Here is a 15772-nt window from a genome sequence, read left to right on the forward strand (position 1 = left end):
CACACGGGCCTAGCGTGCCGGGCGTGACTCCCCCCACGACCGTGCACCGTCCGCTCCGGCTGTACGGCCGCAGCGGTGAAACCGGCGCCCTGGAAGCCCTGCTGACGCGTCTTCGGCGCGGCGAAGGCGCGGCGCTGGTCCTCACGGGCCCGCCGGGCTCGGGCCGCACGGCCCTGCTGGCCCACGCCGTCGCGGCGCACCGCGACCGGGGCGGCGGGCCCGTCCTCCACGTCGTCGGCGCCCCCGACGAACGGTGGGTGCCGTACAGCGGGCTGCACGCGCTGCGGTGCGCGGCGGGCCCCGCGCCCGGCGCCCCCGCCCGAGTGCCGCGCGACGGCCTCCTCACCCTGCTCCGGCGGCTCGGCGGCGGGCGGCCGCTCCTCGTGTGCGTGGACGACGCCCACCTCTGGGACCCGGACTCCCGTGCCGCCCTCGCCTTCGCCGCCCGCCGGCTCGGTCCCGGCACCCCGGTCGCCGTGCTGATCGCCGCCGGGGACGAGGCCGGCCTCGCCGGGCTGCCCGCCCTCCGCCCCGGCCGCCTGGACGACGAGGCGGCCTCCGGGCTCCTGGACCGGCTCACCGGGGCGGACCCGACCGACCCGGTCGTGCGGGACGCGCTGCTCCGGGAGGCGGCCGGGAACCCCGGGCTGCTCACCGCCCTCACCGCCCGCCTCACCCCGGACCAGCTCGCCGGGCGGGCCCCGCTGCCCCATCCACTGCCCGGCGGCGACGAGGTCCTGGCCGCCCACGCCGACCGCGTCGGCCACCTCCCCGCCGCCACCCGGACCCTGCTCCTCGTCGCGGCGGCCGCCCACGCGCACGAGCCCGAGGGCACGGGGGCGGACCTCGCCCTCGTACGCCGGGCCGCCGCCTCGGCCGCCGTTCCGCCCGCCGCGTCCGACCTCGCCCTCCACACCCCGGGCGGCACGGCCGGTGTGCTCCGGCGGACCGGCGACCGCGTCCACTTCGCCGAGCCCCTGATGCGCCGCGCCCTCCTGCACCGCGCGCCCCCGGACCGCCGCCGCGCGGTGCACGCCCTGCTCGCCGGTCTCCTCCCGCCCGGGTACGCCGCCCTGATCCAGCGGGCCTGCGCGTCCCCCGGCCCCGACGCCCCGCTCGCCGCCGCACTGGAGGCCGCCGCCGCCCCGCCCCGCCCGCACGCCGACCGCGCGACCGCCCTCGCCCACGCGGCGGCGCTGACCCCAGACGAAGCGGCGAGGTCCGCCCGATGGGTGGCGGCGGCAGAGGAGCACCGGCTCGCGGGGGACCCGGGGCGGGCCCGCGCCCTGCTGGCACGGGCGGCCGCCGCGCCCGGCCACGGCCCCGCCCACCACACCCGGGGCCTGCTCGCCCTCGCCGACGGGCCCGTCCCCGACGCCCACGAGGCCCTGCTCACCGCCGCCGCCCTGCTCGCCCCGCACGACCCCGGGCGCGCCCGGGACGCCCTGCTCGGGGCCGCCGAGGCCGCCTGGGCGGCGGGGGACGCCCTCGGGTACCTCGACGCGCTGACCCGTATCCCCGGGGACGCCGCCGACCGGGACCTGGCCCACTACCGGGACGGGATGCGCGCCGTGCTGCGCGGGCGGATCGGTGCCGGGCACCTGCTGCTGCGCCGCTGTCTCGACTCCGGCGCCCGCGAGCCGGGGGCGCTGTTACGGGCCGGGGCGGCCGGTCTGGTCCTCGGCGACCTCGACGCCGCCTGCCGGGCCGGGACCCGCGCCCTCGCCGCCGTACGAGCGAGCGGGGCCGACGCCCTGCTGCCGCAGGTCCTGGAGCACCTGGCCTACGCGGAGCTGCGCGCCGGACGGCACGCCCGCGCCCGGGCCCACGCGCTGGACGGCCTGCGCGCCGCACGCCGTACCGGGCGGCCCAACACCGCCGCCCATCTGCACGCCGTACTCGCCCTCGCGGCGTCCGTGGAGGCCGGGGCCCGGGAGTGCGCGGCGCACGCCGAGGCCGCGCTCGCGGGCGCCGCACCGCACGGGCTCGTCCAGGCGGAGACATTGGCCACCTGGGCGACGGCCCGCGCCGATCTGGCGGCCGGGCGCCCCGCGGAGGCGGCGGCACGGCTCGATCCGCTCGTCCGGCCCGGGCCCCGGCGCGGCCACTTCGCGACCCGGATGCTCGCCGTGCCCTGCTATGTCGAGGCGTCCGTGCCGGCCGGGCGGGCGGTCCGGGACGGGGGAGCGGTGGCCGAGGCGGTGGCGGAGTTCGCCGTGTGGGCGACGCGCACCACGGACCCCCAGGTCCCCGCCCAACTCGCGCGCTGCCGGGCCCTGCTGGCGCCGGACGCCGAGGCCGACGGGCGGTACGAGGAGGCCCTCGCCCACCACGACCGGGCCGGCGGGGACTTCGAACAGGCCCGGACCCGGCTGCTGTTCGGGTCCTGGCTGCGCAGGCGCCGCCGCACCCGCGAGGCCCGCGAGCCGTTGCGGGACGCGCTCGTCGGCTTCGAGCGGTGCGGGGCCCCGGTCTGGGCGGCCCGGGCGAGCGGTGAACTGAGGGCCGCCGGGGCGGCGGTGGAGGCCCCGGGGCCGTCCGGGGCCGGGGCGCCGCTGGCCGGGCTCACCCCGCAACAGGCGCGGATCGCCCGGTGCGTGGCCGAAGGGGCCACCAACCGGGAGGTCGCACGGCGGCTCTCGGTGAGCACCCGGACCGTCGACCACCACCTGCGCAACGTCTTCGCCGCCCTGGGCGTGCGCTCACGGACGGAGCTGGCCGGGCTGCTGGGGAACGGGCGCTGACACCACCGGAGTTGCGGGAACGTGATGAGAAGGAGGCCGCACACCTCTAGGTACCGACTGGGCGGTATGCCATTCTGCGGGCGTCAGGATCATTCGGTGCGCCCGCGGCCCCGTCCCGGGCGGGGCGTGCCGGAACCGGCCGTGCACCGAACCGGCCGCATCCCGGTGGAGGCCGCCATGCCGCAGGTCGTACGTCCACTCAGGGCGCTGCACGCGCCGCCGCCCGCCGCCCCGGCCCCGCGCCGCTTCCGTTCGCTGGCCGACCGCGAGGCCGTCGCCGTCCTGCACCGGGCCGCCCGGGTGCTGGTGGCGGCGCTCCCGGAGCTGACGGACCGGATGGTGGAGGCGCTGCGGGAGCGGGAGCCCGGCTATCGCGCGGCGATCGAGGCCGACCCGGCGGAGATCCGGCAGGAGGTGCACCAGTCGCTGCGCCACAACGTCGGTTCGCTCATCCAGCCCCGAGAGTTCCGGGAGGCCGCGCACCGCACCTCGCGGCGGATCGGCGAGGTCCGGGCCGAGCAGGGGGTGCCGCTGGACGCGGTGCTGCACGCGTTCCGGATGGGCGGGGCGATGGTCTGGCAGGACCTGGTGGACGAGACGGCCCGCCGCCACCCCGAGGACATCCGGCTCCTCGTCCATGTCGCCGCGGACGTGTGGAACTTCGTGGACGAGCACTGCGGGGTGGTCGCGGACGCCTATCGCGGGGCCGAGCGCCGCCTCGCCTGGCGCCGGGAGAACCGGCACCGCCTGATGACGGCCGCGCTGCTCGACGGCACCGCCCGGGTCGCCGACCTCCCGGACACGGCGGCGGCCCTCGGCATGCCGGAGGACGGCCGGTACGCGGTGCTCGCGCTGTGCGACGCCCGCCGCTCCCCGCACGGCGCGGCGCACCCGCCCCTCGAACTGCCCGCCGGCACCGAGGCGGTGTGGCACGCGGGGGCCGAAGCGGATTACGCCGTCCTGTCGTTGGGCCGGGCCGACGGCGCGGACCCGGCGGACGGACTCGCCGAGCTGGCCGCCGGACTGTGCGTGCCGCCCGGGGCCCGGGCCGGTATCGGTTCGGCGGTGGACGGTCTCGCGGCGGTGGGGGACGCCCGCCGCCTCGCGGACACGGCGCTGCGGGCCTGCCCGGCGGGCGGCGGGACCGTCCTGCTGGACGAGCAGCTGCCCGCCGCCCTGGTCGTCTCGTCCCCGGTGCTCGGCGCGGCCCTCGCCGACCGGGTCCTCGGCCCCCTGGACCGGCTGGACGCGGCCGACCGGGGCGTGCTCATCGACACGCTCACCGCCTGGTTCGACGCGGACGGCTCGGCGCCCCGGGCGGGCGCCCGCCTCTACTGCCACCGCAACACCGTCCTCAACCGCCTCCGCCGCTTCGAACAGCTCACCGGCCGCTGTCTGACCCGCCCCTCGGACGCGACCGAGGTCTCCCTGGCCCTGACGGCCCGCCGCCTGCTGGCGGGCTGAGACCCCGCGAGATCCGCCCGTCGGCCGCATACCAGGAAGCGCAACATTTCTTTCGCAACAAATATTGCGCAAGTTTCCTTTCGTATCTACGATCGGGGCATGGCAAGCGACGCATCACGCCGGGTCTCCGACCTCGGCACCCTCAAGGCCTTCGGGCACCCCCTGCGGATGAAGCTCTACCGGGCCCTCTACATCGCTCGGCAGGCCACCGCGTCCCAGCTCGCCGAGCAGGTGGACGAGGCGGTCTCGCTCGTCAGCTACCACCTGCGCAAGCTCGCCGACCACGGGCTGATCGAGGAGGCCGACCGGCAGGGCCGGGACGGCCGCGAGCGCTGGTGGCAGCCCGCCTCGGAGGGGCTGACCTTCCACGACGAGGACTTCAGCGACGCGCCCGAGAAGGCCGCGACGCACTCCGCCGTCACCCGGCTCTCCTTCGACCAGCACGTCGAGATGTACCGCCGCCACCTCGACGCGAACCGCGCCTGGCCCGCCGAGTGGCGCCGCGCCGCCTTCAGCTCCGAATTCCTCGCCCGGCTGACCGCCGACGAACTCGCCGCGCTGGCGTCGGAGATGAACGACCTCATCAAGCGCTACGAGCAGCAGGGCCGCACCCGTGAGGAGGCCGGCGACGGCGAGAACCGCGAGAACGTCGCATTCCACGTGTACGGCTTCCCGTTCCGCACCTGACCCGCCCCCCGAGAGGACGAGACCGTGACCGCGACCCTGCCCGCCCCCGCCGAGGCCACCACCCGCCCGGCCCACCGCGACGGCAACGTCCTGCGCTGGCTCGGCGCGTACACCGCGTCCATGATCGGCGACAGCGTGTACTACATGGCCCTCGCCTGGGCCGCCGCCCGCACCGGCAACGCCTCGCAGACCGGCCTCGTGCTCGCCGCGGGCTCCATACCCCGGGCCGCGCTCCTGCTCGGCGGGGGAGTGCTCGCCGACCGGTTCGGGCCGCGCCGCGTGGTCGTCGGCAGCGACACCGCCCGCTGCCTGGTCATCCTCGGCCTCGCCGGGGCCCTGCTCCTCACCTCGCCCACGGTGTGGATGCTGATCGCCGTCGCGCTCGTCTTCGGCGCCGTCGAAGCCCTCTTCCTGCCCGCCGTCGGCGCCCTGCCGCCCCGGATCACCGCCGCGTCCCAGCTCGCCCGCGTCCAGGGCATGCGCGGCCTCGCCGCCCGGACCGCCAACGTGGTCGGCGCCCCGCTCGGCGGCGTCGCCGTCGCCCTCGGCGGCCCGGTCCTCGCCTTCGGCGCGGCCGGCATCCTCTTCGCCGTGTCGCTCCCGCTCCTGCTGGCCGTACGCATGCGCCCGCTGCCCGCACCGGAAACGGCGGCGCCCACCGGCACGGCCTGGCGCGAACTGGCGGACGGGCTGCGCCACATCCGCCGCCACCCGCTCCTCGGGCCCCTGATGCTCGTCGTCGCCGTCAGCGAACTCGGCTTCGTCGGGCCCCTCAACCTCGGCCTCATCCTGCTCAGCGGCGAACGCGGCTGGGGCGCCTCCGGCATGGGCTGGGTCGTCGCCGCCTTCGGCGTCGGCGCGGGCGCCTCCGCCCTCCTTCTCGCCGTACGGGGCCGGGTGCCCAGGGCCGGACTGGTCATGTGCCTGACCGTCCTCGTCGGGGCCCTCGCCATCGCGGCCCTGGCGTACGTGCCGTCCGTACCGCTCGCCGCGGCCGTCGCGGTCCTCGTCGGACTCTTCGCCGGTCTCGGCGGCTCGCTCTGCGGCGCGCTCACGCAGACCGTCACCGACCCGGCCTACCTCGGCCGCGTCACCTCGGTCTCCACGCTCTTCACGCACGCGCTCGCGCCGCTCAGCTACCCCGTCACCGGCGCCGCCGTCGCCCTCTGGGGCACCGGCCCGGTCTTCGTCGCCAGCGCCGCCCTGTGCGCCGCCGGTGCGGTCACCGGCCTCGTCCTCGCCCCGCTCCGCCGGGCGGAACTCCCCCGCTGACCGGGGCGTGCACGCGGGTCACGGACCGGGGCGTACGCGGGTCACATGCCGAGCTTCGCCCGGGTCACCCGGCCGATCGCGTCCGGTTCGCCCTCCAGCTCCACCCGGGCCGCGTCCTGCCGCCCGAACGCGAACAGCAGCAGTTCGCCCGGCTCACCGGTCACCGTCACCACCGGCGTCCCCCGGTGCGCCACCGCGGTCTGCCCGTCCGGGCGGCGCAGCACCAGGCCCACGGGCGCCTTCCGGCCCAGCATCCGCGCCGCCTTCTCCGTACGCGCCCACAGCGCGTCCGCGAAGACCGGGTCCAGCTCACGGGGCGTCCACTCCGGCTGCGCCCGGCGCACGTCCTCCGTATGGATGTAGAACTCCACCGTGTTCGCCGCCTCGTCCAGCTGCTTCAGGCCGAACGGGGACATCCGGGGCGGGCCGGTCCGGATGAGCTGGATCAGCTCCTCGTACGGCTTCTCGGTGAACTCGGCCATCACCCGGTCCCGGCGGCCCTTCAGCGGCCCGATGAGCGTCCCCGCCGCGGCGTCCGGCCGCCGCTCCCGCACCACCACATGGGCCGCGAGATCACGGGCCGTCCAGCCGTGGCACAGCGTCGGGGCCTGCGGACCCGCCGCCTCCAACAGGTCGGCGAGCAGAAGACGTTCGCGCTTCGCATGGGTCGACATGCCCGCCAGCGTACGACCGCCGTGCCCCGTCCGCCCAGTGGACGCCCGCCCGGACACCCCTCGCCACCACGGCACAATGGAGCCCATGAGCAGCACGCCCCAGCCCGGCACCCCCCGCACCGCCAGCGACCTCGACCCCTCCGTCGCCGCCCGCCTCAAGCGCGGCGCCGACGGGCTGGTCCCGGCCGTCGCCCAGCAGTACGACACCGGCGAGGTACTGATGCTGGGCTGGATGGACGACGAGGCGCTGCACCGCACCCTCACCACCGGCCGCTGCACCTACTGGTCCCGCAGCCGCCAGGAGTACTGGGTCAAGGGCGACACCTCGGGCCACATCCAGCTGGTCAAGTCCGTGGCCCTGGACTGCGACGCCGACACCGTCCTCGTCAAGGTCGACCAGACCGGTGCCGCCTGCCACACCGGCGACCGCACCTGCTTCGACGCCGACGTCCTCTTTCTCGGACAGTAGGGTCTCCCGCCATGGACCTCGACACCTTCCGCAAGCTGGCCGTCGACCGGCGCGTCATCCCCGTCACCCGCCGCCTCCTCGCGGACGGCGACACCCCCGTCGGGCTCTACCGCAAGCTGGCGGGCGAGCGCACCGGCACCTTCCTCCTGGAATCCGCCGAGAACGGCCGCACCTGGTCGCGCTACTCCTTCATCGGCGTACGCAGCGCCGCCACGCTGACCACCCGCGACGGCGAGGCCCACTGGCTCGGCACCCCGCCCGTCGGCGTCCCCGTCGACGGCGACCCGCTGCACGCCCTGCGCGCCACCATCGAGGCCCTGCACACCCCGCACGACCGGGAATCCGGCCTCCCGCCCTTCACCGGCGGCATGGTCGGCTACCTCGGCTACGACATCGTGCGCCGCCTGGAGAAGATCGGCGAGAGCGGCGGCGACGACCTGAAACTGCCCGAGCTCACCATGCTGCTCACCTCCGACCTGGCGGTCCTGGACCACTGGGACGGCAGCGTCCTGCTCATCGCCAACGCCATCAACCACAACGACCTGGCCACCGGGGTGGACGAGGCGCACACCGACGCCGTCGCCCGGCTCGACGCGATGGAGCGCGACCTGCGGCGCCCCGTCGAGAACGCCCCCGCCGCCCTGCCGCCCTCCGAGCTGCCCCCGTACACCGCGCTCTGGGGCGGCCCGGCCTACCAGGACGCCGTCGAGGACGTGAAGGAGCGCATCCGGGCCGGCGAAGCCTTCCAGGTGGTGCCCTCCCAGCGCTTCGAGACCCCGTGCACCGCGAGCGCCCTCGACGTCTACCGGGTGCTGCGCGCCACCAACCCCTCGCCCTACATGTACCTCTTCCGGTTCGACGGCTTCGACGTCGCCGGGTCCAGCCCCGAGGCCCTGGTCAAGGTCGAGGACGGCCGGGCCATGGTCCACCCCATCGCCGGGACCCGGCACCGCGGCGCCACCCCGCAGGAGGACCAGGCTCTCGCCGACGAACTCCTCGCCGACCCCAAGGAGCGCGCCGAGCACCTGATGCTGGTCGACCTCGGCCGCAACGACCTGGGCCGGGTCTGCGAACCGGGCAGCGTCGAGGTGGTCGACTTCATGTCCATCGAGCGCTACTCGCACGTGATGCACATCGTCTCCACCGTCACCGGCAAGGTCGCCGAGGGCCGCACCGCCTTCGACGTGCTGACCGCCTGCTTCCCCGCCGGCACCCTCTCCGGCGCCCCCAAGCCCCGCGCGCTCCAGATCATCGAGGAGCTGGAACCCACCCGCCGGGGCCTGTACGGGGGCTGCGTCGGCTATCTCGACTTCGCCGGGGACTCCGACACCGCCATCGCCATCCGCACCGCCCTGCTCCGCGACGGCACCGCGTACGTCCAGGCGGGCGCGGGTGTCGTCGCCGACTCCGACCCGGTCGCCGAGGACACCGAGTGCCGCAACAAGGCGGCGGCCGTCCTCCGCGCCGTCCACACCGCCAACCGCCTCGGCGGCGCCTGAGCCCCACCCCCACGCGTCCCGGCCAGGGGCGCGGTGGGGCGTTGCGGGCCGGTGAGGGATAGTGGAGTACGTGAGTGCCGTCCCCGTACCCCAGCCCCGTACCGAAGCCGCCGCCGCGCCCGACAGTGCGGGGAGCCGCCGCACCCTGGCAGCCGGCCTGCTCCTCGGGGCGGCCGGTGCGACCGTCGTCCTGCTCGCCTCCGGGCAGACCTGGGCCGAGGGCAAGGCCCCCGTCGGCGGCGGCAGCCTCCCGCTGAGCGCCGACGGGCAGGACGTCACCGGACTCCCGGCCGCCCTCGCGATCGTCGGCCTGGCCGCCCTCGTCGCCGTCTTCGCCGTACGCGGCGGCGGCCGGCGCGTGGTCGCCGGACTCCTCGCGCTCAGCGGACTCGGCGCCGCGCTCAGCGCCTTCATCGGCGCGTCCGACAGCGGGGCGCTGGACGAGAAGGCCGCGCAGACCAGCGGCGACAGCGCCGCCACCATCACGGCCCTCAGCCACACCGCCTGGCCGTACGTCACGGCCACCGGCGGCCTGCTGATCCTGCTCGCCGGGCTGCTCGCCCTGCGCTACGGCAGCCGGTGGCCCACGATGTCCGGCCGCTACGAACGCGACGGCACCCCCCGCCCCCGCAAGGCCCCGCGCCCGCTCGACCCCGACCGGCCCGAAGACCTGTGGAAGGCCCTGGACCGCGGCGAGGACCCGACGCGCGAGGCATGACCCCCCAGCTCACGTCCTACCCGCACGTACGGGACAATGACGGTGAGCTGGCACAGCGGCACGGGCCGTCGGTACAGCGACCCGAGCGATTCCAACAGCGCAACACCAACGAGGAGCAACTCATGGCGGGCAGCAGCCACGGACACACCCCGGCCGCCTGGACCGGTGTCATCATCGCCTTCATCGGCTTCTGCGTCGCGGGCGTCTTCATGGTCGCGGCCAACCCGCTCGGCTTCTGGGCCGGCATGGCCGTCGTCCTGCTCGGTGGTGTCGTCGGCCTCGGGATGAAGGCCGCGGGCCTCGGCATGCCGAAGGAGCCGGCCGAGCTGACGGCCGCCCGGGCGCGCGCCGGCCAGGCGCAGACCTCCTGACCCCCGCACCACGTACGCCGGAAAGGCGCGGCCCGGACCGGGCTGCGCCTTTCCGCGTCAGCGGCGACAATCACCGGGTGGACGCAACGCCAACCCCCTCCGCCGCCCCGTCGGACCCCGCCCCGGTCCCGCCGCCCTTCGCGCCCGTGCGGGCCCCGCTCTTCCCGACGGCCCCCGCCGGTGCCTCGCGGCTGCGGCGGATCGCCGTTCCGGCCGGCGTGCTCGCTGCCGTCGTCGGCGCCTTCGCCTACGTCGCCACCGTCGACCCGAACGAGCCCGGCCACTACCCCGTCTGCCCGCTGCTGCGCCTCACCGGCATCTACTGCCCCGGCTGTGGTGGCCTCCGCAGCGCACACGACTTCGCCACCGGCGACCTGGCCGCCGCCTTCGGCGCCAACGCGCTCGCCGTCGTCGGGTACGGGATCTTCGCCGTGCTGTGGGCCGTATGGCTGATCCGCGAGGCTCGCGGAAAGCCCCTGCGGATCGGGCTGCGACCCGTGCACTGGTGGGCGGTCGGCGCCGTACTGCTGCTCTTCACCGTCATCCGGAACCTTCCCTTCGGCTCCGCGCTCGCTCCGTGAAGTCCCAGGTAGTGGGACAGCCGCAGGCCGGATGCGGGCCCAGCGCCCTCCTGCGGATAACATCGGAGTGGCTGATCCTGTGGCCTGTTAGGTTTTTTTGTCACCGTTCCGGAAGGGGGCCGCTCGCGTGAGTGTGCTCGACGAGATCATCGACGGCGTACGCGCCGACCTCGCGGAGCGGCAGGCGCGCGTCAGCCTCGACGAGCTCAAGGAACGCGCCGCCCGTGCCCCCCGGGCCAAGGACGGCGTCGCCGCGCTGCGCGGCGAGGGCGTGACCGTCATCTGCGAGGTCAAGCGCTCCAGCCCCTCCAAGGGCGCGCTGGCCGCCATCGCCGACCCGGCCGCGCTCGCCGCGGACTACGAGGCCGGCGGTGCCTCCGTCATCTCGGTCCTCACCGAGGAGCGCCGCTTCGGCGGCTCGCTGGCCGACCTGGAGGCCGTCCGCGCCAAGGTCGACATCCCCGTCCTCCGCAAGGACTTCATCGTCACCTCGTACCAGCTGTGGGAGGCGCGCGCCTACGGCGCCGACCTCGTGCTGCTGATCGTCGCCGCCCTCGAACAGGAGGCGCTGGTCTCCCTCATCGAGCGCGCCGAGTCCATCGGCCTCACGCCGCTGGTCGAGGCGCACGACGAGGAGGAGGCCGAGCGCGCCGCCGAGGCCGGGGCCCGGATCATCGGCGTCAACGCGCGCAACCTCAAGGACCTCAAGGTCGACCGCTCCACCTTCGAGCGCGTCGCCCCCGAGATCCCGGACCACATCGTCAAGGTCGCCGAGTCCGGCGTCCGCGGCCCGCACGACCTGATCGCCTACGCCAACGCCGGCGCCGACGCCGTGCTGGTCGGCGAGTCCCTGGTCACCGGCCGCGACCCGCGGACCGCCGTCGCCGACCTCGTCGCCGCCGGCGCCCACCCGGCCCTGCGCCACGGACGGGGCTGACCCCGCCGTGTCCCTCCCGCACCCCGAGCCGATGCGCTGCGCGCTGCCCTCGTGGCACCGCGGCTGCCGGGCGCCCGCGCGCCGGGTGCACGGCCGGCGGGTGCGGTACGTGATCGGTGCCGAGCCCGGTCAGGTCAACGGCATGCGATGGCGCACGGGACGCGCGCTGTAGAGCGAGCCCGGCCGCCTTCCCGCGTGCCCGAAACCGCCCCGGTCCCGGACCGGGGCGGCGCTCCGCTCACGGCGCAGACGGTGCGACCACCCCTGTGACGACGAGGAGCACGTTCCGCATGTCTTCCGACTTCTTCATCCCGGACCCGGAGGGTCTGATCCCCAGCGCCGAGGGCTACTTCGGCGCGTACGGCGGCAAGTTCATCCCGGAGGCGCTGGTCGCCGCCGTGGACGAGGTCGCCGTCGAGTACGAGAAGGCCAAGGCCGACCCCGCGTTCGCGGCCGAGCTCGGCGAGCTGATGGTCCACTACACCGGACGGCCCAGCGCCCTCACCGAGGTGACGCGCTTCGCCGAGCATGCCGGCGGCGCTCGCGTCTTCCTCAAGCGCGAGGACCTCAACCACACCGGCTCGCACAAGATCAACAACGTGCTGGGGCAGGCGCTGCTGACCCGGCGCATGGGCAAGACCCGTGTGATCGCGGAGACCGGCGCAGGGCAGCACGGCGTCGCCACCGCGACCGCCTGCGCCCTCTTCGGCCTCGACTGCACCATCTACATGGGCGAGATCGACACCCAGCGCCAGGCGCTGAACGTGGCGCGCATGCGGATGCTCGGCGCCGAGGTCATCGCCGTGAAGTCCGGCTCCCGCACCCTCAAGGACGCCATCAACGAGGCGTTCCGCGACTGGGTCGCCAACGTGGACCGCACCCACTACCTCTTCGGTACGGTGGCCGGCCCGCACCCCTTCCCGGCGATGGTCCGCGACTTCCACCGCGTCATCGGCGTCGAGGCCAGACGGCAGATCCTGGAGCAGGCCGGCCGGCTGCCGGACGCCGCCGTGGCCTGTGTCGGCGGCGGCTCCAACGCCATCGGCCTCTTCCACGCCTTCGTGCCCGACGCGGACGTCCGCCTCATCGGCTGCGAGCCCGCAGGGCACGGCGTGGAGACCGGCGAGCATGCGGCGACCCTGACCGCGGGCGAGCCCGGCATCCTGCACGGCTCGCGCAGCTATGTCCTCCAGGACGACGAGGGCCAGATCACCGAGCCGTACTCCATCTCGGCCGGTCTGGACTACCCGGGCATCGGCCCCGAGCACGCCTACCTCAAGGACGTGGGCCGGGGCGAGTACCGCGCCGTCACCGACGACGCGGCGATGCAGGCGCTGCGCCTGCTCTCCCGTACCGAGGGCATCATCCCGGCCATCGAGAGCGCGCACGCGCTGGCCGGGGCCCTGGAGGTCGGCAAGGAGCTGGGCAAGGACGGGCTGATCCTGGTCAACCTCTCCGGGCGCGGCGACAAGGACATGGACACGGCGGCCCGCTACTTCGGGCTGTACGACACCGACGCGGCCGTCGAGGCCGACGCCGGCAGCCGGAACGCGGAGATCGAGGGGGACGCGCAGTGAGCGGCAACATCGAACTGCTGAACAGCACGCTTGCCGCCGCGCGGGCCGAGAACCGGGCGGCGCTCATCGCGTACCTGCCGGCCGGCTTCCCGACCGTCGACGGCGGCATCGAGGCCATCAAGGCCGCCGTCGCGGGCGGCGCCGACGTCATCGAGGTGGGGCTGCCGCACAGCGACCCGGTGCTCGACGGCCCGGTCATCCAGACCGCCGACGACATCGCGCTGCGCGGCGGCGTGCGGATCGCCGACGTGATGCGCTCGGTGCGCGAGGCCCACGAGGCCACCGGGGCGCCGATCCTGATCATGACGTACTGGAACCCGATCGACCGGTACGGCATCGAGCGGTTCACGGCCGAGCTGGCCGAGGCGGGCGGCGCCGGGTGCATCCTGCCCGACCTGCCGGTCCAGGAGTCCGCGCTGTGGCGCGAGCACGCGGAGCGGCACGGCCTGGCCACCGTCTTCGTCGTCGCGCCCAGCAGCAAGGACGAGCGGATCGCCACCATCACCGACGCGGGCTCCGGCTTCGTCTACGCCGCGTCCCTGATGGGCGTCACCGGCACCCGCGCCTCGGTCGGCGCGCAGGCCCAGGACCTGGTCCGGCGGACCCGGGCCACCACCGAGCTGCCGGTCTGCGTCGGCCTCGGCGTGTCCGACGCCGCCCAGGCCGCGGAGGTCGCCGGCTTCGCCGACGGCGTCATCGTCGGCTCGGCGTTCGTCAAGTGCATGCTGGACGCCCCCGACGAGGCGGCCGGGCTCGCCGGTGTCCGTTCACTGGCGGCCGAGCTTGCCGAAGGTGTTCGAAAGCGCTGACACCTGGGGTAACCCGAACGGGTGGACCTCGGTCCGGGGAGGCACGCGAGTGCCTCCCCGGGTCGTTTGCGCGGTGTGAGCGAGAAGAACGAACAGGGTAAGAGGGCCGCGCGAGACCGGCTGATCCAGCAGCGCGAGCAGGCGAAGGCGCGCGACCGCCGGCGCCGCACGCTGATCGTGTCCACGGCCGTGGTGGGGGTCCTGGGCCTGGCCGCCGTCGTCGGCGTGATCGCGGCGAACACCGGCGGCAAGAGCGACAAGTCCAAGGCGTCCGGCCCCGCCGTCGCCCCGTCCGGAGCGACCGGCAAGGACGCCCTGGCCATCCGGGTCGGCGCGGACGACGCCCCGTCCACCCTCACCATCTGGGAGGACTTCCGCTGCCCGGTCTGCGCCCAGTTCGAGACCGCGTTCCGCGACACGATCCACGAGATGGAGCGCGACGGCCAGATCAAGGTCGACTACCACCTCGCCACGATCATCGACGGCAACATGGGCGGCAGCGGCTCCCTCAAGGCGGCCAACGCGGCCGCCTGCGCGCAGGACGCCGGCAAGTTCTCCGCCTACCACGACGTGCTGTACAGCAACCAGCCGGCGGAGACCGAGGACGCCTTCGGTGACAACGACAAGTTGATCGAGCTCGCCAAGAAGGTGCCCGGCCTGGACACGCCCGACTTCCGCGGCTGTGTCGAGGACGGCAAGCACGACGCGTGGGTGGAGAAGTCCAACAAGGCCTTCAGCGACGGCGGCTTCCAGGGCACGCCGACGGCCCTGCTCAACGGGGAGTCGATCTTCCCGAAGAAGGGCGACGAGCCGATCACCGTGGCCAATCTGAAGAAGTGGGTCGCCGAGGCCAACAAGGGCAAGAAACCGGCCACCGCCACGGCGACGCCGTAAGGCCTGCAGCAGGGCCGGTCGGGCGATCGATGACCCGCTCGTTACCCAGACGTTGCCGGGCGGGTTGTCCTACCTCCCGCCCGGCAGGGTAGCGTCGACGCTGCCATGAACCTTGCCTACATTCCCAGCCCGTCGACCGGCGTGATCGATCTCGGACCGATCCCGCTCCGCGGCTACGCGTTCTGCATCATCATCGGTGTCTTCGTCGCCGTCTGGTTCGGCAACAAGCGCTGGGTCGCCCGAGGAGGCACCGCCGGCACCGTTGCCGACATCGCCGTCTGGGCCGTGCCCTTCGGGCTTGTCGGCGGCCGGCTCTACCACGTCATCACCGACTACCAGCTGTATTTCAGCGACGGTGAGGACTGGGTCGACGCCTTCAAGATCTGGCAGGGCGGCCTCGGCATCTGGGGTGCGATCGCGCTGGGCGCGGTCGGTGCCTGGATCGGCTGCCGCCGCCGCGGGATCCCGCTGCCCGCCTGGGCCGACGCCCTCGCCCCCGGCATCGCCCTCGCCCAGGCGTGCGGCCGCTGGGGCAACTGGTTCAACCAGGAGCTGTACGGCAAGGCGACCGACGTCCCGTGGGCGCTGAAGATCAGCGACGGCCCGAACCGGGTGGCCGGCACCTACCACCCGACCTTCCTGTACGAGTCGCTGTGGTGCGTCGGCGTGGCCCTCCTGGTGGTCTGGGCCGACCGCCGCTTCAAGCTCGGCCACGGGCGGGCGTTCGCGCTGTACGTCGCGGCGTACTGCGCGGGGCGCGCGTGGATCGAGTACATGCGCGTGGACGAGGCCCATCACATCCTGGGCCTGCGGCTCAACGTGTGGACCGCGCTGATCGTGTTCGTGCTCGCGGTGACGTACATCGTGGTCTCGGCGAAGGTCCGCCCGGGCCGCGAGGAGATCGTCGAGCCCGGGGCGCCGGAGCCCTCGGACAAGACGGACGACGCGGACGCGTCCGAGGCGGACGAGCCGGAGGCCGCGCAGGCGGACACCGATGCGCCGAAGGCGGACGCGGACGAGGACGCGGTTGCGCCGAAGGCGGACGGTACGGCGGAGACCGCGAAGGGCTGACGCCG

At 74.9% G+C, this 15772-nt stretch carries 16 protein-coding genes; 15 read left to right on the forward strand and 1 reads right to left on the reverse strand.

Annotated features, from left to right (window positions below; translation table 11 throughout):
- Positions 1 to 41 precede the first annotated feature (41 nt).
- From ACFZAT_RS06595 to ACFZAT_RS06610, 4 genes are all read left to right on the forward strand, one after another.
- Positions 42 to 2744 carry an AAA family ATPase gene (locus ACFZAT_RS06595; protein WP_391261690.1) on the forward strand — a complete coding sequence of 901 codons (2703 nt, stop codon included), beginning with the start codon at positions 42 to 44 and terminating at the stop codon, positions 2742 to 2744.
- Positions 2745 to 2921: 177 nt separating this feature from the next.
- A complete protein-coding gene (locus ACFZAT_RS06600) occupies positions 2922 to 4208 on the forward strand; it encodes a helix-turn-helix domain-containing protein (protein WP_391261693.1) in 1287 nt (428 codons plus the stop codon).
- Positions 4209 to 4307: 99 nt separating this feature from the next.
- Positions 4308 to 4895 carry a helix-turn-helix domain-containing protein gene (locus tag ACFZAT_RS06605; RefSeq protein WP_391261031.1) on the forward strand — a complete coding sequence of 196 codons (588 nt, stop codon included), beginning with the start codon at positions 4308 to 4310 and terminating at the stop codon, positions 4893 to 4895.
- 24 nt (positions 4896 to 4919) lie between these two features.
- Entirely contained in the window at positions 4920 to 6167 is a 1248-nt protein-coding gene (locus tag ACFZAT_RS06610) for an MFS transporter (protein ID WP_391261033.1), read from the forward strand.
- A gap of 41 nt (positions 6168 to 6208) precedes the next feature.
- Here the strand turns inward: ACFZAT_RS06610 and ACFZAT_RS06615 are convergent, their stop codons facing one another.
- Positions 6209 to 6841: a TIGR03085 family metal-binding protein gene (locus ACFZAT_RS06615; RefSeq protein WP_391261036.1), complete on the reverse strand. Its 633-nt coding sequence runs from the start codon at positions 6839 to 6841 to the stop codon at positions 6209 to 6211.
- Between the two features lie 85 nt (positions 6842 to 6926).
- Between ACFZAT_RS06615 and hisI the strand changes: the two genes are divergently transcribed.
- The 11 genes from hisI (at position 6927) to lgt (ending at position 15767) form a co-directional block, all read left to right on the forward strand.
- Positions 6927 to 7310, forward strand: coding sequence for a phosphoribosyl-AMP cyclohydrolase (hisI, locus tag ACFZAT_RS06620; RefSeq protein WP_391261039.1), 384 nt, complete (start codon positions 6927 to 6929; stop codon positions 7308 to 7310).
- 11 nt (positions 7311 to 7321) lie between these two features.
- Positions 7322 to 8809, forward strand: a complete 1488-nt coding sequence (locus tag ACFZAT_RS06625; protein WP_391261042.1) for an anthranilate synthase component I — start codon at positions 7322 to 7324, stop codon at positions 8807 to 8809.
- A 61-nt stretch (positions 8810 to 8870) separates the two neighbouring features.
- Entirely contained in the window at positions 8871 to 9527 is a 657-nt protein-coding gene (locus tag ACFZAT_RS06630) for a TIGR02234 family membrane protein (protein ID WP_391261044.1), read from the forward strand.
- A gap of 122 nt (positions 9528 to 9649) precedes the next feature.
- Positions 9650 to 9898: an HGxxPAAW family protein gene (locus ACFZAT_RS06635; protein WP_391261696.1), complete on the forward strand. Its 249-nt coding sequence runs from the start codon at positions 9650 to 9652 to the stop codon at positions 9896 to 9898.
- Between the two features lie 146 nt (positions 9899 to 10044).
- Complete coding sequence (locus tag ACFZAT_RS06640; RefSeq protein WP_391261699.1) at positions 10045 to 10479, forward strand: DUF2752 domain-containing protein; 435 nt, start codon at positions 10045 to 10047, stop codon at positions 10477 to 10479.
- Between the two features lie 127 nt (positions 10480 to 10606).
- Entirely contained in the window at positions 10607 to 11416 is an 810-nt protein-coding gene (gene trpC / locus ACFZAT_RS06645; protein WP_391261047.1) for an indole-3-glycerol phosphate synthase TrpC, read from the forward strand.
- A gap of 7 nt (positions 11417 to 11423) precedes the next feature.
- Positions 11424 to 11588: a tryptophan biosynthesis modulator TrpM gene (gene trpM, locus ACFZAT_RS06650; RefSeq protein WP_365685313.1), complete on the forward strand. Its 165-nt coding sequence runs from the start codon at positions 11424 to 11426 to the stop codon at positions 11586 to 11588.
- Between the two features lie 118 nt (positions 11589 to 11706).
- Positions 11707 to 12993 carry a tryptophan synthase subunit beta gene (gene trpB, locus ACFZAT_RS06655; RefSeq protein WP_391261051.1) on the forward strand — a complete coding sequence of 429 codons (1287 nt, stop codon included), beginning with the start codon at positions 11707 to 11709 and terminating at the stop codon, positions 12991 to 12993.
- Complete coding sequence (gene trpA / locus ACFZAT_RS06660; protein WP_391261053.1) at positions 12990 to 13802, forward strand: tryptophan synthase subunit alpha; 813 nt, start codon at positions 12990 to 12992, stop codon at positions 13800 to 13802. The genes trpB and trpA overlap by 4 nt, the downstream gene beginning before the upstream one ends.
- A gap of 75 nt (positions 13803 to 13877) precedes the next feature.
- Positions 13878 to 14696, forward strand: coding sequence for a thioredoxin domain-containing protein (locus ACFZAT_RS06665; RefSeq protein ID WP_391261055.1), 819 nt, complete (start codon positions 13878 to 13880; stop codon positions 14694 to 14696).
- 105 nt (positions 14697 to 14801) lie between these two features.
- Positions 14802 to 15767, forward strand: a complete 966-nt coding sequence (lgt, locus tag ACFZAT_RS06670; RefSeq protein ID WP_391261058.1) for a prolipoprotein diacylglyceryl transferase — start codon at positions 14802 to 14804, stop codon at positions 15765 to 15767.
- Positions 15768 to 15772 lie beyond the last annotated feature (5 nt).

This window comes from Streptomyces sp. NPDC008163 (assembly GCF_042956885.1).
Lineage (GTDB): Bacteria > Actinomycetota > Actinomycetes > Streptomycetales > Streptomycetaceae > Streptomyces > Streptomyces drozdowiczii_A.

Excerpts from the sequence above, each read along its gene's own strand:
- ACFZAT_RS06635 (WP_391261696.1), top strand. The coding sequence starts at position 9,650 with ATGGCGGGCAGCAGCCACGGACACACCCCGGCCGCCTGGACCGGTGTC.
- ACFZAT_RS06600 (WP_391261693.1), top strand. The coding sequence starts at position 2,922 with ATGCCGCAGGTCGTACGTCCACTCAGGGCGCTGCACGCGCCGCCGCCC.
- ACFZAT_RS06625 (WP_391261042.1), top strand. The coding sequence starts at position 7,322 with ATGGACCTCGACACCTTCCGCAAGCTGGCCGTCGACCGGCGCGTCATC.
- lgt (WP_391261058.1), top strand. The coding sequence starts at position 14,802 with ATGAACCTTGCCTACATTCCCAGCCCGTCGACCGGCGTGATCGATCTC.
- ACFZAT_RS06605 (WP_391261031.1), top strand. The coding sequence starts at position 4,308 with ATGGCAAGCGACGCATCACGCCGGGTCTCCGACCTCGGCACCCTCAAG.
- hisI (WP_391261039.1), top strand. The coding sequence starts at position 6,927 with ATGAGCAGCACGCCCCAGCCCGGCACCCCCCGCACCGCCAGCGACCTC.
- trpB (WP_391261051.1), top strand. The coding sequence starts at position 11,707 with ATGTCTTCCGACTTCTTCATCCCGGACCCGGAGGGTCTGATCCCCAGC.
- ACFZAT_RS06615 (WP_391261036.1), bottom strand. The coding sequence starts at position 6,841 with ATGTCGACCCATGCGAAGCGCGAACGTCTTCTGCTCGCCGACCTGTTG.